The organism is Phormidium sp. FACHB-1136 (genome assembly GCF_014697375.1).
Lineage (GTDB): Bacteria > Cyanobacteriota > Cyanobacteriia > Phormidesmidales > Phormidesmidaceae > Nodosilinea.
The window spans coordinates 1-20294 of the sequence record NZ_JACJRS010000058.1; the positions used below are offsets into that span (position 1 = coordinate 1).

The 20294-nt window shown below is 53.6% G+C and carries 14 protein-coding genes, 1 tRNA gene and 2 pseudogenes; 9 read left to right on the forward strand and 8 right to left on the reverse strand.

Features of this window, described 5'->3' with window-relative positions; genetic code table 11:
* The first annotated feature begins 139 nt into the window (after positions 1-139).
* Genes H6G62_RS16655 through H6G62_RS16670 form a run of 4 tightly spaced genes read left to right on the forward strand, consistent with a single transcriptional unit; the run spans position 140 to position 5170 of the window.
* The gene (locus H6G62_RS16655) at positions 140-769 is read left to right on the forward strand and encodes a restriction endonuclease subunit S (protein WP_190497150.1); all 630 of its coding nucleotides are present in this window, start codon (positions 140-142) and stop codon (positions 767-769) included.
* Positions 766-4107 carry an HsdR family type I site-specific deoxyribonuclease gene (locus H6G62_RS16660; protein WP_190497152.1) on the forward strand — a complete coding sequence of 1114 codons (3342 nt, stop codon included), beginning with the start codon at positions 766-768 and terminating at the stop codon, positions 4105-4107. Before H6G62_RS16655 ends, H6G62_RS16660 begins: the two co-directional genes overlap by 4 nt.
* On the forward strand, positions 4104-4826 hold the full coding sequence (locus tag H6G62_RS16665) for a SprT family zinc-dependent metalloprotease (protein WP_190497154.1): 723 nt from the start codon (positions 4104-4106) through the stop codon (positions 4824-4826). Before H6G62_RS16660 ends, H6G62_RS16665 begins: the two co-directional genes overlap by 4 nt.
* 17 nt (positions 4827-4843) lie before the next feature.
* On the forward strand, positions 4844-5170 hold the full coding sequence (locus H6G62_RS16670; RefSeq protein WP_190497156.1) for a hypothetical protein: 327 nt from the start codon (positions 4844-4846) through the stop codon (positions 5168-5170).
* A gap of 1282 nt (positions 5171-6452) precedes the next feature.
* On the opposite strand, the gene H6G62_RS16680 is transcribed toward H6G62_RS16670, so the two are convergent.
* A tRNA-Val gene (locus H6G62_RS16680) sits at positions 6453-6524 on the reverse strand.
* A gap of 144 nt (positions 6525-6668) precedes the next feature.
* Positions 6669-7139, reverse strand: a complete 471-nt coding sequence (locus H6G62_RS16685) for a hypothetical protein (RefSeq protein ID WP_190497157.1) — start codon at positions 7137-7139, stop codon at positions 6669-6671.
* Between the two features lie 267 nt (positions 7140-7406).
* On the opposite strand from H6G62_RS16685, the gene hetZ reads away from it, so the two are divergent.
* The 4 genes and pseudogenes from hetZ to H6G62_RS16705 all read left to right on the forward strand — a co-directional run.
* The gene (gene hetZ, locus H6G62_RS16690; RefSeq protein WP_190497159.1) at positions 7407-8546 is read left to right on the forward strand and encodes a heterocyst differentiation protein HetZ; all 1140 of its coding nucleotides are present in this window, start codon (positions 7407-7409) and stop codon (positions 8544-8546) included.
* A 45-nt stretch (positions 8547-8591) separates the two neighbouring features.
* Entirely contained in the window at positions 8592-9524 is a 933-nt protein-coding gene (locus H6G62_RS16695) for a hypothetical protein (protein ID WP_190497161.1), read from the forward strand.
* 269 nt (positions 9525-9793) lie between these two features.
* Complete coding sequence (gene cysS / locus H6G62_RS16700) at positions 9794-11260, forward strand: cysteine--tRNA ligase (RefSeq protein WP_190497162.1); 1467 nt, start codon at positions 9794-9796, stop codon at positions 11258-11260.
* Between the two features lie 110 nt (positions 11261-11370).
* Positions 11371-11619: pseudogene (locus H6G62_RS16705) on the forward strand (transposase); the annotation flags it as partial.
* A 69-nt stretch (positions 11620-11688) separates the two neighbouring features.
* Here the strand turns inward: H6G62_RS16705 and H6G62_RS16710 are convergent.
* From H6G62_RS16710 to H6G62_RS16735, 6 genes and pseudogenes are all read right to left on the reverse strand, one after another.
* Positions 11689-11964: pseudogene (locus H6G62_RS16710) on the reverse strand (IS256 family transposase); the annotation flags it as partial.
* Positions 11965-12015: 51 nt separating this feature from the next.
* A complete protein-coding gene (locus H6G62_RS16715; RefSeq protein ID WP_190497164.1) occupies positions 12016-13179 on the reverse strand; it encodes a TIGR03364 family FAD-dependent oxidoreductase in 1164 nt (387 codons plus the stop codon).
* A 41-nt stretch (positions 13180-13220) separates the two neighbouring features.
* On the reverse strand, positions 13221-13955 hold the full coding sequence (locus H6G62_RS16720) for an HAD family hydrolase (RefSeq protein ID WP_190497166.1): 735 nt from the start codon (positions 13953-13955) through the stop codon (positions 13221-13223).
* A 183-nt stretch (positions 13956-14138) separates the two neighbouring features.
* Positions 14139-15890, reverse strand: a complete 1752-nt coding sequence (locus H6G62_RS16725; protein WP_190497167.1) for a putative 2-aminoethylphosphonate ABC transporter permease subunit — start codon at positions 15888-15890, stop codon at positions 14139-14141.
* Positions 15891-15950: 60 nt separating this feature from the next.
* A complete protein-coding gene (locus H6G62_RS16730; protein WP_190497169.1) occupies positions 15951-17150 on the reverse strand; it encodes a putative 2-aminoethylphosphonate ABC transporter ATP-binding protein in 1200 nt (399 codons plus the stop codon).
* Positions 17151-17309: 159 nt separating this feature from the next.
* Positions 17310-18368, reverse strand: coding sequence for a putative 2-aminoethylphosphonate ABC transporter substrate-binding protein (locus tag H6G62_RS16735; protein WP_190497171.1), 1059 nt, complete (start codon positions 18366-18368; stop codon positions 17310-17312).
* A gap of 481 nt (positions 18369-18849) precedes the next feature.
* Here H6G62_RS16735 and H6G62_RS16740 point away from each other — a divergent pair, with 481 nt between their 5' ends.
* Positions 18850-20259 carry an aspartate aminotransferase family protein gene (locus tag H6G62_RS16740; protein WP_190497173.1) on the forward strand — a complete coding sequence of 470 codons (1410 nt, stop codon included), beginning with the start codon at positions 18850-18852 and terminating at the stop codon, positions 20257-20259.
* The last annotated feature ends 35 nt before the right edge of the window (positions 20260-20294 follow it).

A 20294-nucleotide genomic window follows, 5' to 3' on the forward strand; every position in this document is an offset into this window, starting at 1 on the left:
TGCTTCTGAAGCTCTTGCTTTTCCTCTGACGTTAGATAGTTTCTGACTCCCATGGCTTATTCCAGAATTTTAATGTATTATACGCAGTTTAGATGACTAACAGCTTATCGCAGCCAAGCGCCGCCTTAAGCAAGGGTTGATGCAGCAGCTTCTCACAGGCAAACGGCGATTCCCAGAGTTTTCTCAAGATACTTGGGAATCTAAGCCTCTAGAGGAAATCGTATATATTCAAATGGGAACATCTCCTGCATCTCAATTTTACAATAATGAAAAATGTGGACTTCCTCTAGTTCAAGGCATGTCAAGCATTTTGAATGGTTATGCAGAGCCTAAGATATGGACAAGACAAATAACTCAGACAGCATTACCTAATGATATTTTACTGAGTGTTCGCGCTCCTGTAGGTGTAGCTGCTAAAACACAACAACAGATATGTATTGGGCGAGGAATAGCATCTCTTAGGTCTAAAGAAGGCATCAATCAGGAGTTTATTTTTCAAGCGCTTCAATTTTCAGAATTAAAATGGAGAAAACTGGTTAGAGGAAGCACGTTTGAAGCAGTAACCTCTGCTGAGGTCAAGAAATTTGCTATATCAACTCCCTCTTCCTATGAAGAGCAGTGCAAGATAGCCCAATTTCTTAAGCTTTTTGATGATGAAATAGTGTTGAACTGTAGATTACTCAAGCTATTGATTTCTCAAAAAAATGGCCTCATGCAAAAACTTCTAACAGGCGATATCCGCATTCCCGTATCTGAAGATACCCCATGACACCTTCCCCCTCCTTCATTCCCGAAAACACCCCTCCCTTTAGTGAGGATGATGTTTCTAAAATTCCGGCTGTGGCGCTGTTGATGAAGCTGGGCTATCAATATTTGTTGCCCAAAGAAACCTTAGCCCTGCGGGGTGGGCGGCGGTCTAGCGTCATTTTGTATGGCGTGCTAGAGCAACAATTGCGAAACATGAACCGGATTCAGTTTCGGGGAGAAGAGATACCCTTTACAGAAGGGAATATTGCCGAAGCCATTCGTGTCTTGCGAGATATGGAGGATGACGGCCTAGTGCGTACCAATGAAAAACTGTGGGATTTGTTGCGCCTAGGAAAAGCCTTGCCCCAAACCATCCAGGGTGATACGAAAAGCTTTACCCTGCACTACATTGATTGGGACAGACCCGAAAATAACGTCTACCACGTCACCGATGAATTTGTTGTAGAAGCCAACGGTACCACCACAACCCGCCGACCGGATATTGTGTTGTTTGTGAATGGTATTCCCTTCTGCATCATTGAGTGTAAATGCCCTGGTTTGCCCGCTGGCAGAAATCCCATAGAAGAAGCCATTGATCAGCAAATTAGCAATCAGCAGACTTCAGAAATTCCTCGTTTATTTCACTATGCTCAATTATTGCTGGTTCTGGCGATGAATGCCGCCAGCTATGGGGCCACAGGCACCCCTAAAAAGTTTTGGTCTGTTTGGAAAGAGCGACATCTAGATGAGGCGGCTCTACAGAAGATCGTGAATCAGCCCCTATCCGATGCGTTACTGGCCCATCTGTTTACGTCGGATCAATATCGGCTGCGGGGCAGCACTCCAGAGCAAGCGCGGCAATGGTTTGAGACCTTGCAAACAGCGGGGCGTTCCGTCACCGCCCAAGATATGACGCTCTATGCACTCTGTCGTCCAGAGCGGTTATTAGAACTGGCAGATAGATTCACTATTTTTGATGCGGGTGAGCGAAAAATTGCCCGTTACCAGCAATATTTCTGTGTCAAACGCATCCTAGAACGTATCCACACCTTTGATGCCGAAGGTGCCCGCCAGGGAGGCGTCGTTTGGCACACCCAGGGCAGTGGAAAATCTATCACCATGGTGCTATTAGCCGAAGCCATTGCCCGTGATCCTGCTATTCAAGATCCCAAAATTATCCTAGTGACTGATCGGGTTGATTTAGATGACCAAATCTATCGCACCTTTGATCACTGCGGGGTGGATCTGGTGCAAGCTAGAACCGGAACCCATTTACAGGAGCTATTAAAAGACCCAAAAGCTCGAATTATTACAACCCTGATCAATAAATTTCAGGCCATTCAAGATGAGACAAACGATAATCCCAACATCTTCGCCCTAGTAGACGAAAGCCACCGTACCCAGTTTGGCACCCTACACACCGCCATGCGACGGGTGCTAACGAGGGCTTGTCTAATTGGGTTTACGGGCACGCCACTGTGGGGCAAAGACAAAACGAAAAACACCATGGCCAAATTTGGGGGCCTCATCGACCGATACACCATTGGCCAAGCCGTACCCGATGGGGCCGTGTTGCCCTTGCTTTATGAAGGTCGCCATGTACCACAGGAGGTAGATCGTAAGCAAATTGACCTTTGGTTTAAGCGATATACCGCAGGGCTAACCGACCAACAACAGGCCGACCTAAAGCGCAAGTTTTCTACCGCCGAACAACTCAACCAAACCGAGCAAAAAGTTCGGGCCATCGCCTGGGATATCAGCCATCACTATTCAACGGAGTGGCAGAAAACGGGTCTGAAGGCTCAACTTGTGACTCCATCAAAAGCCGCAGCTTTGCTGTATAAGCGGTTTCTAGATGAGTTTGGTAAAGTTACTAGCGAAGTGTTAATTTCTCCACCCGATACCCGCGAAGGCAGCACTGACATTGACGAGCTACAGGATGATGATCAACGACCCAAGATTCAAGCATTTTGGAAGCAAATCATTGAACGCTATGGATCGGAGGACAGATATCAAAAAGACCTGATCAATCGGTTTAAGCATGGCGATGAACCAGAAATAATTATTGTGGTTGATAAGCTCATTACAGGATTTGATGCACCTCGCAATACGGTTCTGTATCTCGCTCGTTCCCTCAAAGATCATCGTCTATTACAGGCTATTGCACGGGTTAATCGGCTTTTAGACGGAAAAGATTTTGGCTATATTATCGACTACTATGGTGTACTGAAGCGCTTGGGCAAAGCCCTAGATTTATACAGTTCGATGGAGGATGAATTTGACCCAGAGGATTTAGAGAATACCTTAACGGATGTCTCCGAAGAATGGCGAAAACTAGAGCAACGCCATAGTGATCTGTGGGAGATATTCCAAGGCGTAAAAAACAAGCAAGACGTGAAGACTTTCCTTGTTCTGTTGGCCGATGAAGACCTACGATCTAAGTTTTACGAGCGGCTCTCTCTTTTTGCTCGTACTCTCAAAATTGCCCTAGCTAGTCTTGAATTCTATGATCAAACTCCGGAGACAAAAATTAATCGCTATAAAACGGATCTCAAATTCTTTATCGGCCTCAAAGCAGAATCGGCCCGACACTATGCAGAATGTGTTGACTTTAAGCAATATCAAGGATCCATTCAAAAGCTGCTGGATACCCATGTGGGTACCGATGAAGTTGAGACCGTTGTTGAACCCGTTAATATCTTCGACAAAGAAGCTTTCCAGGCTGAAATAGATGCTCAAGATTCTTCGATTACCAAGGCGGAGAGAATCGCAAACCGCACAAAACGAGCCATTACAGAGCGTCTGGAAGAAGACCCAGCTTTTTATACACCCTTTTCTAAAATGCTGGATGACATTATCCAGAGCATTAGAGCACACCGCTTTGATGACGCAGAGGCTCTGCTAAAACATGTTGAGGAGATTCGAGATAAGGTACGCGACCGCACAGGGGATGACATACCCGACCGTCTACGCGATCATGATGTAGCCAAAGCCTACTACGGCGTAGTTCAGGAAAATTTGGCCGGGATCGGGTCGATCTATATTCCTTCAGAGAGGATGGAATCAGATGATCAGAGCCAGAGTGTTCAAGAAAGCGAAGGCGAATACCGAATTTCTAGATCATCCCCAAAATCCTTGAAAGAACTGAGTGTTGATATTGCCCTCCGAATTGAGTCTATTGTTAACGAACATCGGATAGTGAACTGGACTCAGAATATCGATGTTCAGAATCGTATGAAAACCATAATTGAGGATATGCTCTTTGAGATTCAGGATGAGTACGATTTTGAACTGCACTTCGATACTATCGATATTATCCTTGAAAAATGCGTTGACATAGCACGGGTGCGGGTGCCATGAAAGATATCACACAACATTCGCTTCAGGAGAAAGGTAAACACCTTTGCTATGATTTGAAACGAAGTAATCGTACGACCCTGGAAATCAGCGTGCATCCAGACGGTAGAGTAGCGGTGACGGCTCCCTATGATATAGCCCTCGACAAAATTGAGACAAAGGTCAGAAAACGGCTTTCCTGGATTGAGAGAAATCTCCGAATCGTTGCTCAATTTCCCCAACCTCAAGCCCCTCGACAGTGGGTCTCCGGTGAGACTCACCTTTACTTAGGTCGGCAATATCGCTTAAAAATAGAACTAGGAGAAGAACCCATCGTAAAGATGAAAGGGTCTTTTTTTAATGTTCTAGTATCTGACAAAACAGATGTAGAAACCATCCAAAAAGTGATGGAAAGATGGTACCAAGATCATGCACGCCCCATCTTTGAGCAGCGCCTAAACCAGTGCTTACGTACCAGTAGACCATTTCTTGAGATTGAACAGGTAGATTTGATTGTTCGGAAGATGAAAAATCGGTGGGGAAGTTGCACTCCCACGGGTCGAATCATTCTCAACCTGAATCTAGTTAAAGCTCCAGTGCAATGCATCGACTACATTATCATGCACGAACTTTGTCACTTAGCTGTTATGAATCACAGTGCAAAATTCTGGAGATTACTCTCAAAGTGTATGCCTGACTGGGAAAAAAGGCGGTTAACGTTATCAAAGCTCGAAATCCTATAAGTTGATGTGCATTTAAAGTGAAAGGCATTTGCCCTGGAACCAGCTTAACCCACCTCATTGCCCAGGCCAGACTTTTTAAGCTTTCCCTCCCAAACCCTTTTCCTCGGCCCCACCGCCCGCTCTACGTCGGTAGCCCCGCCATCTTAGCCGGAGTGAGCTTCGGGCTAGATAAACCCGCCACCCTCGCCATTGTGGATATCACCACAGGCCGAGCCATCACCTATCGCAGCCTTCGACAACTCCTGGGCGAAGACCATCACCTGTTAAATCGGCAAAGGCAACGCCAACACCAAAAGGCCAAACAAAGACGCCACAACCAACTCAAGTTTGCCCCCAACCGCTAATCCGAGGGCGGCCTAGGAGACTACATCGACGCCCTCCTCGCCCAGTCCATCGTTCAAACGGCCCAACAATACAACGCCAGCAGCATCGTCCTCCCCGACCTCACCCATATCCGAGAGGTTATCCAGAGCGAAATTCAAGCCAGGGCCGAGGAAAAAAGCCCAATTAAGGAAATACAAGACCAATATGCGCGAGCCTATCGCCGCAGCGTCCACCGCTGGAGCTACAACCGACTTGCCCAAAAGATCCAATCCAAAGCACAGCAAGCAGGGCTAGCTGTCGAGAGCGCCAAACAACCGATCCAGGGCACCCCCCAAGAAAAAGCCCAGGGAGTTGCGCTGATAGGCTATCAATCTCGCAAACTCGGCCAAGGGTTGGCATAGTACTCCAGAACCATTACATTAACCCTTAGCGCCGCAATTCATGCCAGCAATGGCCAATGTATTGTGCTAAATGCGAGCTAGTTTGACTGCCTAACCCGTAGTCTTGCTTTCTGGCTCAGGTGACTGTCCACCCAAAGGTCGTTGGTGCGCTGGCGATTGGAGGGCACGGGTCCCGTAGTGATGGTTACCACCTACACCTCCGATCAAGGAGGAATCCACCTAGACCCTACCCTTGGCAAACCGAAGCAAAGGCAAAATGTCCGCTAGGTTCGCCAAACATCTCAAGAAACGACGGCACGTAGGTTTGTAGACACAAAACGCCGTTACCGTCGCTGGCCAGACCCCTCGATTTTCCCAGTCATTCCACCTTTGCCAAAAAGGTCGCTGAAAAGCTTGGCAAATCAGGACTGCGCTTCACAGGGGGTTGCCTCACCCTTCGAGGCATGGGCGTGATTGAAAGTGAGCAACGGACGCCCTTTGTTGACAGCGCCTCTGAGGTTGCCTCACCCTTCGAGGCATGGGCGTGATTGAAAGCCCTTCTCCACGCACACTAGAATTCAGCGGCCAGAGCAACGCTCTCTTGCATACCCCTTCCAACCATCGAAGAAGGGGTATGCATCTGTCCGGTCAAATTTCCCCATCAAACCCTTCCCATTACGGTATTTCTCAGACATTTGTACTACATCAAGGATGTCTGCGCTATGCTAAGCATAGGTGGATTGAAAGGCGCACTTCCTTCACACTTCGGGGTGAGAAGTGCATTTAAGCGACACACAATGTGTGATCGATTCGTTGGCAAGCCCTAAACGACACGAATTCGATAAGGCGACAACGAATCAGTTAAGACGACACGAAAGTGTGATCGATGACAACTAAATCGTTATTCGACACTTTTACAGTATGGGCGATACTGGATTCGAACCAGTGACCCCTTCCGTGTGAAGGAAGTGCGCTACCACTGTGCTAATCGCCCGTCGGTCTTCTAAAGTAGCACAGGATGCGGTTTTAACTCAACTTATTTCCCAAGTTTTCTGCCAAGGGGGTGAGGGGTTGTGTCAAAGTTCAGCCAGGTGGGACGGACTTCCCATGTTGCCGGAGTGGCGAGGAGGGGATGTGCCTAGGCAATGTCGGTGGGGATGGGGTTGGCTTGGGTTTGGGCGAGTTGGGCTTGAATAAGGGCTTCTAGGTCTTGGCGGCGTACTTCGATGCCTTGGCTGGCTTGGCCAGGGGTTTCACAGAAGATGAGGCTGTCGATGGGTTTCATGGCCAGCAGTTGGAACAGGATGGTGATGACGGGGACGGGGAGGGCCATCACCTGGGGGTCTTTGATGGTGGCTTGGCTGGCGGCGGCGTCTTGCAGGGTGGGGTAGGCGTAGACGACGTTTTTGCGGGTGTTGGGCTGGGTGCGGTTGGTGAGGGCCGTCATCACCCAGCTTTGCTCTAGGTTTTGCAGGATGTAGTACTGGGGGTGCTTGAGCTGCACGGCGATGGCCCTGAGGGTGGGGGCAATGGCGGCCACGGCGTCTGGGTTAATCAGGTGGCTGGGGGTGTTTTGAATCAGGTCGGCAATTTGGTCGTCAAGGGTCATGGAGGGGAATCTGGGTATGGGAACGGAGACAAGCCCTAGCGGATCAATAGTTTTACGGAGAAATGCTAGACTTGGCCTAAGGGATAGAAAGGATGATCGACGGGAATTGCCCTCCCACGGGGAAGGCTTCGGTTTTTTCCGGTGTCATCTGTTCAGTATAGAGTAGGGCTGTAGTTTCGGGTTTAGATCAGAGGGTACGGCGGGCGCATCTACATCGCCTTCAGGCACCTGAATATCGCACATCGGCCTGTGTTGATCTGGGGATTAATGCGCTTGAGTGAGGGGATATGCTTGTTGTCGGTTGATGTATTCACGCAATTTTTGTGCGACGAGCTGCGGGAAAAAACGAGCGCGTCGGAACGGGTTTGCTGGGCGGTGGCCGAGCGTCTGAGCCACGAGGTGCAGCGGATCTGTCGGCAAAGTGATCGAATTCAGGCGTCGGGGGATGTGGCGGTTTGGGCCAAGACGCTGGGCAAGCATCGTTTGGATCAATGCTTGCACTACTACCATCTGGGGTCGCGCCAGGGCCGGATTGATCTCCACAGTACCCTCAGTGCCATTGTCTATCGCCACATGACGCCGTCCCAGGTGCAGACCAGTTATCAGGGGCGGCTGAGCCTCATTGAAGATTTCTTGCAGGGTTTTTATGTAGAAGCCCTAGGAGCATTTCGGCGCGAGAATCAACTTACAGCACAGTACCAGCCCCGTACGCTCCTGGAACTGGCGGAGTACATGGCCTTTGCGGAGCGCTATGGCAAACGGCGGATTCCGTTGCCGGGGAACCGGAGCCAACAGTTGATTATCCTGCGGGCACAAACCTTTGTGCGGCAGCAGCCCCCAGAACTGGCCATTGATATCACCCAGGCGATGGACTATGGCGGTGAGGCCGACGATGTGCGACCAGCGGCGTCCCTCCAGCGCATCCGGGAAGAACTGCTGAGCCAGGAGGAGGAACCCCCAGAACATTCCCTGCGGAACGAGGTGATTGAAGCCTTGCTGACCTATCTAAAAGAGCGGGATCAGGAGGACTGCGCCGATTACTTTACCCTGCGCCTGATGGATCGACCCGCCCAGGAGATTGAGGGTCTGCTGAATCTCACCCCCCGTCAGCGAGACTATCTTCAGCAGCGATTTAAGTATCATTTGCTGCGTTTTGCCCTGTCCCACCATTGGCAACTGGTACACGAGTGGCTGGGGGTGGGGCTAGAGACCAACCTGGGCCTAACGCCGCCGCAGTGGCAGCAGTGGCAGCAGACATTAACCCCTCCCCAAAAAGAACTCTTACGTTTAAAACAGAATGGGATGAGCGATGGCGATGCGGCCAAACAGTTAGGTCTGACTAGCACCCAACTTCAAAAACAGTGGACTAAGTTATTGGCGCAGGCGTGGGAAATTCGTAATCTTTAGTATCCGGATAGACGGATTTAGGCCATGAATAGAGACTCAGATATCATGAAAGCTATCCTGCTGAAGCTGCTGTTTGAGGCAGATCCAGCGGCAGGTTCCCCATCAGGAGACGACCGTCTGAGTTTCGTTACCCCGGCCCCATGGCCCGATTCCCTCGAACCCGATGACGTATTGGCTCAATCCCATGGTGCAGACCCGAATGCCGTTTTCGACCCTGGAGATCATCCCGTCGTGTACACTCATTTTGAGGCTCTTGTCAAGCGCCGCCTAAGCCAAGAAATTGCCCAGCACCCACCCCTCTTCCCCTGGGAGCAGGGTTTACAAGACTATCCCGATCAGTTACGCTCCGATGCTGATATTGCGTCCATCTGGTTAAACCACCTGAGGACGTTGGACATTCCGACGGATTTCCCCGAAGAGGTACTGGTCGATTTGTTTGGCCAATGCCAGCGAGTTGCCCGCCACACGCGACAACTGGGGCGGCAACTGGTGGAGGCGGTGGAGTCCTTCTTTCCTGACCAGTCCCAAACCCTAGCCTACGTAGCGGGGGTAGTGGCTCAGCCCAACACCCGATCCGCCACCCAGGCCGCCATCGAGTCTGTGGACTACACGACCGCCTCCACCCAGCAGCAAATTACCCTCACCATGCTGGCTGCCCGCAGCATCTTCGAGGCACTCTGCCTCACCGTCTCGCCCCTGATGCCCAGCATCACCCGCCACTGGAACACCCCCTCTGGCCCCCTCAGTGTCACGGTGGCCCGCCTCAATGAAACCCTGCTAGAGGTGCGGGCCGATCTGCCAGAACCAGGATCGATGACCTTAACGGGCCTCACTGACATCCTGCATCGGGATCGATCCACACCGGGGGAACTGCTGCTACAGATCACTCACCCCCACCCCCAAACCACCTACACCCTAGAAGTGAACCTAGGTGAGGCAGCTACGCCCCTGCGTTTCCAGGTGGTGGTCGAAGCCTAGACATACTCCGTAAAAGGCATTCCGGACGACCGTTTCGATGCACCCTTGGGGTAGCTGGGGGTTCCCTCATCTAGCTGTCCTTGGCAAACTGGACGGTGCTGCGTTGCGCCTAGCCCCTTTTCGGTGTTGAATCGATCTGGGCTGGGTCGATAGTTGCGATGCGGTTGATGCATTGCTTCTATGCCTCGCTTTGCCCTCACCCCCAGCCTCTCTCCCAGGGAGGAGAGGGGAGGCAGAAACCGTTTACCAAGTTGCTACCCCCACGTCCCATGAGCCCTGTTCTGTACAACACCCTGACCCGCCGCAAGGAGCCCCTGCAACCCCTAGATCCCGGTCGGGTAAAGATGTACTGCTGTGGGGTTACGGTGTATGACTACTCTCACCTCGGCCATGCCCGCTGCTATGTGGTGTGGGATACCCTGCGGCGTTACTTGACGTGGCGAGGCTACGACGTTCACTACGTCCAGAATTTCACCGATATTGATGACAAAATCCTCAACCGGGCCAAGGCTGAAGGCTCGGACATGAAAACCGTAGCCGAGCGCTACACAGCGGCCTATTTGGAAGACATGGCACGGCTGAACGTCCTGGAAGCCGATGACTACACCTACGCCACCCGTACCCTCGACGGCATTCAGCGGTTGATTAGTGAGCTGGAACAAAAGGGCTACGCCTATCCGGCCAATGGCGACGTTTACTATGCCGTGCGGAAGTTTGAGGGCTACGGCAAACTCTCTGGCCGCAAGTTGGAGGACATGCAGGCGGGGGCCAGCGGTCGGGTTAGCGGTGAGGAAGCCATCAAGCACGACCCCTTCGACTTTGCCCTGTGGAAGGGGGCCAAGGAAGGCGAACCCTTTTGGGAGTCCCCCTGGGGGCCAGGGCGTCCGGGTTGGCATATCGAATGCTCCGCCATGATTCGCGACCGCTTTGGAGACCGCATCGACATCCACATGGGCGGCAGCGACCTGATTTTTCCCCACCACGAAAACGAAATTGCCCAGTCCGAAGCGGCCACCGGGCATCCCCTTGCGAAAGTGTGGATGCACAACGGCATGGTGAACGTGGACGGCGAGAAGATGTCCAAATCCTTGGGCAACTTCACCACCATTCGGGCCTTGCTGGATTCTGAAAATGCCCCCGACCCCATGGCCCTACGGCTGTTTCTGTTGCAGGGCAACTACCGCAAACCTGTGGATTTTACCGACGAATCCATCGCCGCCGCCCAAAATAGCTGGCACACCCTGCAAGCGGGACTTCAGTTTGGGTATCAATGGGGTTCTCAATTAGGCTGGGAGCTTGATTCGGAATTTGCCGCATCTGACATCACGATTGACCGAAAATCCGCACTAGTTCAAGCCTTCCAAGTGGCTATGGATGACGACCTTAACACCGCTGGAGGTCTCGCCGTACTGTTTGATCTCGCCAAGGAATTGCGGCGAGCACGCAATTTACTCGCCCATACGGGCCAAGCAGATACGGATGCCGATACCCTGCGCCAGCACTGGTACACCCTGGTCAACCTGGCCCAAGTTCTCGGTTTAGAGGCGAGTCCCGAAACTTCCGAAGCGTCTACAGGTGGACTATCTGACGACGAAATCGAAGCCCTGCTCACCCAACGCAAAGACGCCCGTGCCGCCAAGAACTTTGCCGAGGGCGACCGCATCCGCGACCTGCTCCAGGCGGAGGGCGTCACCCTCATCGACAAACCGGGCGGCGTTACGGAATGGCATCGCTAAGAGGCCATTGATAAAGTCAGTTTTCCGGAAGGGGAGGGTTGGGATAACCGATCTTGGGTCTCAGACATCGGGGAATAGGATCGGCATAGAAGCCGTTGGAGGGGATAGTGATGTTGAGCCCCCCTGATGCCACTGACCTGAGCGATGCCGAATGGGGGATGTTAGCCCCCTGATTCCCCCTCCGAAGCCCGGTGGACGTCCTCGAACGACGGATATGCGGGGGGTGTGCAATGGCATCGTCTATCAAGCGCCATCTCATCGTGGATAGCCTGGGTCTGGTGCTGAAGGTAGTCGTCACCGAGGCCAATGCCAGTGAGCGTCTCGTCGCCGCCTATGCCCTGATGTTACTCAAAGAGGAGTATGCCGCGAGCCTCAAACGGGTTAAGGTGCTGTGGGAGATATTGTCAAATCTGGTGTATGGCTAGGATCTAGGCGGCGTCTTGCATCTGGGTCATATCGGTGCTGTCATCAGTCCGGTATCCATCGTTGAACGGAACGCCTTCAATCACGTCAACTAGGTGTTTGAAGCCTCGAATTCTGAGCCAGCTTTTCTGAGCGCTCTCCACCAACTTGAAGACCAGTGCCAAGAGGGTCTCCTTGGAGATGCAGCCCTGGGTCTGGTCGGTTCTGAGACGCACAGTGGCAAAGGTGGACTCAATGGGATTGGTGGTACGAATATGAGACCAGTGCTCAGCCGGGAAGTCATTCCAATTAAGGCTGAGACCATGAAAGCCTGACTCTACCAGGCTTTCCGATTAGCGATGGAGCACAGTGGTCATCACCTCCTCGGCGAGGCCAAAGGAGAGGGTCATGCCAGCGCCGCTAAGGCCGTTGACGAGGGTGACCCCAGGGGCGGGGTGGGCCACGAATTCGGTTTTACCGGGCAGTTTGGCGTAGATGCCGTGCCAGGTGGCGGCGATGTCTAGGCAGGGCACCTGGGCAAATCCCCTGAGATAATTCAGCACAAACTGGTTAATGTCGGTGCGATCAAAGGGGTCAAAGGTGAGGGCGTATTCGTGGGAATCGCCCAGGATGAGTTCCCCTAGGCCGTTTTGGGACATCATGACATGGATGTGCCAGTCTACCGCAAAGGACAATTCGGCCTGAATGCGCTGTTTGAGAACGGGCAGCGAAGGGCAATCGGCAAAGGCGGCATAGTGGGTTAGGGTGAGTCCGCCGCAGAGGGCTGGCCCAATCCGGTAGCCCTGGGGTTGGGGGCTGGTACGCATCATTTGCAGCTTGGATTTGGTGATGCCGCTGTTTTGGTAAAGATCGGGGTATAGGGTTTCAAAATCGGCCCCAGAACAGACAAAAATGTGATCCGCTGTCCAGGTTTCGCCGTTTACGGTGAACTGGGGCGAGTCGATGGCGGTGACGGTGGCCCCAAACCGAAACTCGACGTTAAAGGTCGCTTGCAAGACCTGGGGAAGGGTGGCGATGGCCTCCCGTGCGTCCACAATCACCTCGGTTTCACTCCAGAGGGCACCCAGCAGCCCGGTGGTCACGGCAGCTTGGCTTTTGGCGGCGGCCTCCTCGGCGGTGAGCATTTGCACGGCATAGCCTGTGGGCTGGGCCAGGGCGACAAACTCCTCCATCACCGCTAGTTCGTCGGGGTGGTAGGCCAAGTGCAGCGAGCCAACCGGGTCGTAAAAGAAGTCACCCTTGGTCGCCATATCCATCCAAATCTGGCGCGATAGCATGGCCCGATCTCGCAGTGGCCCCGGCGGCTGACCAATGGGCCATACCATCCCAAAGTTGCGAATGGACGCTCCCACAGCCCGCTCACTGCGCTCAAACACTGTTACCCGATGGCCCCGACGGGCCGCCGCTAGGGCATGGGCCAGCCCCACAATGCCCGCACCCACAACGGCAATTTCGGTGGAATGGGGCGCAGAATGGGGTGAAGACAGAGTTGTCATGTCAACAGATCCTTAATTCCTATCAACGCAATGGCCAAACCCTAGTCGATCCATTGCTCTAACTGCTGCTGAAAATGCGCTAGGGAGTGGAACAGCCCATCGTTGGCATGGTTCGCTAACTGGGCTTGGGTGTGGGTGCCGTTGGTGACACCGCAGGCATAGAGGCAACCCGCATGGCGAGCCGAGGCCAGATCGGAGGGGGTGTCGCCAATGGCAATCACGGTTTTGGGGTCATCAATACCCAGGCGGTACATTGCCTTTTGGATCATAAACGGAGCCGGACGGCCCTCATTGCCGTAGATTTCGGAGGGGGTGACTGACATTTGAATCGTGGATTGCGCCGACCCCACGTAGGAGGTAGGGTCTAGGCCTACGTCCCAACCCAAACGGTGGAGGATAATCTGGGTGACTTCCCGATAGAACCCGGTGGTGAGGGCGATGGCGATGGATCGGGATCGCAGCCAGTCAAAAAGAGCTAGGCAACCCTCCGTGGGGGCAACGGTTTGGGTGCGGTAGTGGTGTTCTAGCACGGTGCGAAAGCAATCGTAGGAGGCTTCCACCTTGGCAAAATAATCTTCACTGGCGGCTCCAATTTGGTCGGCCCAGAGGGTTTGAAACACCACCTTTTTGGGCAGTCCCATCATGGCATTAACCCGATCTGCGTAGGCCATTAGCCCCGTTTGTTTGGCCGCTTCAAAAAAACAGTGCAGTACTTCATTATCGTCTTTTACGGTGGTGCCTGCCATATCAAAGGCGATGAGCTTAATGTTAGCCATAGGGAACCTCAGAATAATCGCAAAAAGAAACTAAAAGGCTTGAAAATCGCATGGCCACCACAGACTCAATCTCGCGATCCTCCCAGGAGATATTGCCTGAATCCTAACCCGAACCCCAGGGCGAGGCGGCATCCACGGAAAGCAACGTGTTCCTTGGAACCGTCCCGACGGGAAAATCTCAAACTAGCGATGGAGCCATGCCTCTGAACGCTGGCGCAGACCTTTTGTGAGCCAGGAATACATCACCCGAACGCCTAGGCTTGTTAACACAATGAGGGTAGACATCGCAGCGGCGGCGGCAATGTCCCCAGCATCGTCCATATTGACAATGGCCACGGCGGCCAGGGGCAGATTGGCGGGGTACAAAAAGATAATGGCTGAAATAGTGACCATGGCATTGACAAAAAAGTAGATGCCAATTTCTAAAATCGCAGGTAGAGACATGGGTACCGTCACCCGCCAGAAGGTTTTGTAGAAGGGTACCGCCATGGAGGCCGAAACGGCCTCAAATTCTGAATCAATTTGTTTGAGGGCGGTGGTGCCCGTCAAAAAGCAAACGGTGTAGAAATGGATAATGTTGGCCATGACCAATAGGGCCATGGTGCCATAGAGCCAATGCAAGGGATTGTAGATCGCTAACCCTGTGAACGGAATGCGCCAAATGGGATTATTAAAGAAGAAAACGTAGGCCAAACCCAACACCAGACCGGGCAGGGCCAAGGGAACCGTGGACAACAGGTAGGTGAGGGAACGCAACCAGTTCAGCCCCCGCCCCTTTTCCACCAGGTAAGCTCCGGTAAATACGATAGCTGTGCCAAAAATTGCCGTATAGAAGGACATACGCAGGCTGTTCCAGTAGGCCCCATAGCCACCACCGCCCACGCTACTAAAGTCGTAGTTTTTGAGGCTGAGGGAAAAGTCGTAGGGCCATACCTTAACCAAGGAGGCCAGGATGATGGTGCCAAACACTGCGAAAATAAAGGCAACCATCAACGCACAGAAGCCAAACATAGCCCAGTCTAAAATTGGATTTGGCTTGGGCTGTAGGGGAACCGACTTAGCACTAATTAGAGCATTTTGTCGCCGCTGTACGATGCGATCTAGCCCAAAGGCCAACACCGAGGGAATCAGCAGAAAGACGCTGATGGTGGCTCCCATAGAAAAGTTTTGTTGGCCAATCACCTGCTTGTAAATGTCGGTGGCTAGCACGTTAAAGTTGCCGCCTACGACCTTGGGCACTCCGAAATCGGTAAAGGCGAGAATAAAGCAAACAAATAGGGCACTCATGAGGCCATATTTGATGCTGGGCAAGGTTACGGTAAAAAAGGTTTTGAGGGTCGAGGCTCCCAGTACCTCGGCAGCTTCATAGAGGCGGGCATCGGTTAAATTGAGGGCCGTTACTAATAGAATGACAGCCTGGGGAAAGCAGTAGAGGAATTCCCCAATAACAATGCCATTAAACCCATAGAGGTTGATGTTAATTCCAGGCAACAGGCCAAACAATCCGGTGGTTACTAGCCCCTGATTGCCAAACAAATAAATTAGCCCAATAGCATTGGCCAGGGGAGGAATATACAGCGATAGCAGCCCCAGGGTACGAAAGAATGTCTTACCCTTCATGGCAGTGCGGGTGAGGCCATAGGCATAGATAAACCCTAGGCCCACGGAAAAAAGCGTAGTCGTGATCGCCACGCCCACACTATTTAAAAACGACTGCACCAACGATGGAGTTGTGAGGTATTTCCCATAGTTGGCGAGGCCTACCCATTCCCCATCGGTGTTTTGAAAACTGCGCCCTACCATGGGAAACAGCGGCAGCACAACACCCACCACCAGCCACAGGGCACCCAGGCCCAGGAGGCCGCGCATCACCCAGGCTTCGAGGTCGAAGGCGTTGGCGCGGGGGGCAGAAATCGGACGGCGGGTGGTGGTCATGGGGCAGGGGGCCGGGAAAAGGGCAGGGGGTAGGGTGGCTTGGCTGGCGCAGAATGGAGCTTAGGTCGCTTCCTTGGGGAAGACGCGGATCATCTCTGGGGGCAGTTGAATCGCCAGGGAGTCTAGGGTTTCAATGGCCATGGCCCGCGCCCGGTTAGAGGAAATCTCTAGGGTCATGGGCTGACGAGCGTTGCCCGAAACACTGAGTTCTAGCCGATAGCCAGAACCGAGGAATTCGGTGCCCAGCACTTCGGCCTCGGCTACGTTGGGTGCTGGGGTGGCCGCACCATCCATGACTCGAATATCTTCGGGGCGAATGGCAATGGATACCCGCTGCCCCACCGGAACCGTGTTACTGGGGGTGTTCAGCACCAGGTTGCCGCAGCGCACCGTGTCCTTGGCTTCAACCATGCCATCTAAGAAGTTCATCACCCCAATAAAGTTGGCGACAAAGGGGCTGCCGGGGCCTTGATAGACGCTGTGGGGGGTACCGATCTGGGCGATGTAGCCCTTGTCCATCACCACAATACGGTCGGCCATGGCGAGGGCTTCGGCTTGGTCGTGGGTCACCATCACGGTGGTCACCCCCAGTCGCCGCTGAAGGTTGGCAATCTCCGCCCGCAGTTTTACCCGCACCTGGGCATCCAGGGCCGAAAGGGGCTCATCCAGCAGGAGCAAACCGGGGGAAAGGGCGAGGGCACGGGCCAGGGCCACCCGCTGCTGCTGCCCCCCAGACATTTGGGCGGGATACTTCTGACCCATGCCCCCTAGCCCCACCAGGTCGAGGAGTTCGCCCACACGGGTTTGAATTTCAGCCTTGGGGAGCTTTTTGTTCTGGAGGCCGTAGGCAATATTTTGGTGGGCGGTGAGGTTGGGGAAGAGGGCGTAGGACTGGAACACAATGCCAAAGTCGCGCTTGGAGGGAGGCAGGTGCGAGACATCTTGCCCCCCCTGAATGATCCGCCCCTGGGATTGTTGCTCTAGACCCGCAATAATTCGCAGGAGCGTGGTTTTGCCGCAGCCGCTTGGCCCCAACAGGCAGACAAACTCACCGGGATAGACATTCAAAAAAATGTCCTTGAGGGCGACAAAATTGCCAAACCGCTTGTGGATGTTCTCAATTTGTAGATAGGGCTGCCGAAGGCTACGAGCCGCCGCCTCGGCGGCGACCCCAGGGGCATGACTGGGCTGGATTTGGGTCTCCTGCACCAGGGACGGATCCTCCAAGGACTGAGAAGCGGAAGGGTCTGAATAGGTCATGGTGCCAGCCCACTACATCTAAGGATCAAGTCAGAAGCAAAGTCAGAAGCAAGCCAGAAGCAAAGCCATGGAAGGGGGAAGCCCAGAGACTTTCCCCCATGGCCCCATCCACCCAGAGGCCGGATCTCGCCTTGGCCCGGTGAGGGAGGGGACGTATCCCTAGCTCTTTGGCTCAGACTTGGCGTCGTAGCGCTTCGTCCATTCCGCCAAAATGCGCTCCCGGTTGGCGGCGGCCCAGCGCAGGTCGTTATCCGCAAGTTGTGCCACCGGATCCTCAGGGAACCCAGCGGGTGGGGGCACATCGGTTTTAACCGCCGTAATCGCAAAGCTCTCGGCATATTTGGCGGAAACCTCCGGGGAAATCGCCCAGTCTAGGAAGGTCTTGGCGGCTTCCTTAATGTCAGACTTTTTAATCAGGGCGTTGGCCTCCACATCCCAGCCCGACCCCTCCACCGGGAAGACCGCTTCCAAGGGTTCGCCATCGTTTTTCTGCTTCACAGCCCGGTAGCCAAAGGAAATACCAATGGGATATTCCCCAGCCCCAGCCGCCTTGCAGGGACGAGAACCGGAATGCATATATTGGGCGATATTTTCGTGGAGCTTATCTAAATAAGCCCATCCTTCGTCTTCGGTGGGGGAATTTTGCAGAATCGTCGAGACCGATAGGAAACCCGTCCCCGAAGAGGCCGGATTAGACATCACAATGTGTCCCTTATACACCGGGTTGGTTAAGTCGGCCCAGCCCTTAGGAATGGGCAATCCCAGCTTTTCAGACTCAACAGTGTTGACACAAAACGCCGACATCCACACATCAATCCCAACCCACTGAGGCGGGTTGGCATCATCCCGAAACTTGGGATTAACGGCCTCTAGACCAGCGGGGGCATAGGGTTCTAGCAAACCTTTTTCTTCCGCCACCAGCAGGCTAGATGCTGCCGTTCCCCACACCACATCAGCCTGGGGATTATCGGCCTCAGCAAGCAGTTTTGCCGTAATAATCCCCGTCGAGTCCCGCACAATATTGACGTTAATATCGGGATGCTGGGTTTGAAAAGACTCCAGGTATCCGCTGATTTGATCATCCTCTAGGGCGGTATACACCGTAATACTAGAATCGCTGGAGGTTCCCGTCGCATCGCCCGCAGAAGAGGCAAGGTCTTCCTGGGAAACCGCACAGGCGGCCACCATCCAAACTAGGGCGCAGGAGGCTGCGGCCATAGAAATAAATCGCTGCCATCGTCGTTTCGATAGAAAGCGCCGCATAGAACTCACAACATCACCGACCATCACGCAACCTTAGCCAAAAAATTCCACCGCAATCCTAGGGGAAATGGCTGTTATCTGGGTAAAGAGAGGCTTATGAAATTCTCTACAAGGTTATGGAAAGATTTAACCCAGGTTATCCCCCTAAGTACAATGCAGGGATGGCAAGGTTTTTACTGAGCTAAAAACTTTCTTTAATTTTGTTTCGGATGGGTTGGAAAGGGACGCTCCTAGCAGGCACCTCGATTCATTGCCCTATTCATTGCCCTCTTGAGAATGACTAGAATTCAAAACTACTAAAAGCTCGCCACTATTCTCAACAAGCGTTGTCTTTTCCGAGATGTCCTAGTTAACTATTGTTTTTACGCCCATAAAAACGTAGGCTGATCAACCTATGATGATGAGCCTTCACGGCCTACATCCTGGTGTCGTCAAAATGACCCACATTCCCCCCGCAGCGGCGGAAAGCGATCTGAACCTTTCCCCCCGGCGACAACACTGGCATCGCTCTCACCAGAATGCAGAACTACGGTCTTGGCTGCACCGTGACGCGGAGGCGTTTCTCCACCAATCCGCCTCTACCCCTTGTCTGTCGGCCCTGCGTTCAACTCGGGGCATTTGGCTAGAGGATATGCAGGGGCGACGTTTCATGGATTTTCATGGCAACAGCGCCCACAATTTGGGCTACGGCCATCCTCGGCTAATTGCGGCCCTTCAGGCTCAACTGGAAAGCCTCTCCTTTGTGCCCCGGCGCTACACCTGCGAGCCAGCGGTGGAACTGGCGGAAACCCTCGCCGCCCTCGCCCCAGGGTCGCTCAGCAAGGTGCTGTTTGCCACGGGGGGATCCGATGCCATTGAAATGGCCTTGGCCTATGCCCGAGCCGCCACCGGACGGTTCAAGACCCTCTCGTTTTGGGATGCCTACCATGGCGCAGGGTTTGGGGCGCGTAGCCTGGGCGGCGAGGCGATGTTTCGCAGTGGCCCCATTGGCCCTCTGTTGTCCGGTAGCGAGCATGTGCCCCCCTTTGGGGACTACCGCAATGCCTGGGGTGTGACGGCCAACAGTGCCGACCTATGCCTCAACCAAATTCGCTACGTGCTCGAAAAGGAAGGCGACATCTGCGCCCTCGTGGCCGAACCGATGCGGGCCACTAACCCCGTCCCTGCTCCCCCTGGCTTTTGGCAGCAGGTTAAAGCGGCCTGTCACCACCACGGCACACTGCTCATTTTTGATGAAATTCCCACCGGGTTGGGCCGGACGGGGCGGCTATTTGCCAGTGAACACGACCAAGTGGTGCCTGATATTTTGGTCTTGGGCAAGGCCCTGGGCGGCGGGGTGTTGCCCATTGCGGCCATCCTCTGCCACCCCGACCTCGATGTCTGTGGCCACTATGCCTACGGCCACTACACCCACGAAAAGAACCCCGTCACCACCCGCGCAGCCCTTACCACCCTACAGATTCTTCAGGATGAGAACCTGGTTCACAATGCCCAAGTGGTGGGCGATTTGGCCCTCAAAAGACTGCGGCAAATGATGGCGAAATATCCCGTCATCGGCGATGTCCGGGGGCGAGGTTGCCTCCTGGGGGTAGAACTCGTCGTTGATCCGGCTACCCGTGAACCCGCCTACAATCTCGCGGATGCTGTCATGTACCAAGCCCTAGCCCAGGGCCTCAGCCTCAAGGTTTCCATGGGAAATATCTTGATCCTGGCTCCGCCGCTGATCATTACCGCCGACGAAATGCAGCAGGGGCTAGACATTCTGGACCACAGCCTAGCAATCAGCCTAGATCGCAGCCTCAGCACTCTAGGGCGGCAACGGCTAGAGCCGTTGCCGAAGGTCTAGAATCGCTTCAGTGGGAACCTGACGGGCGGGTTCGC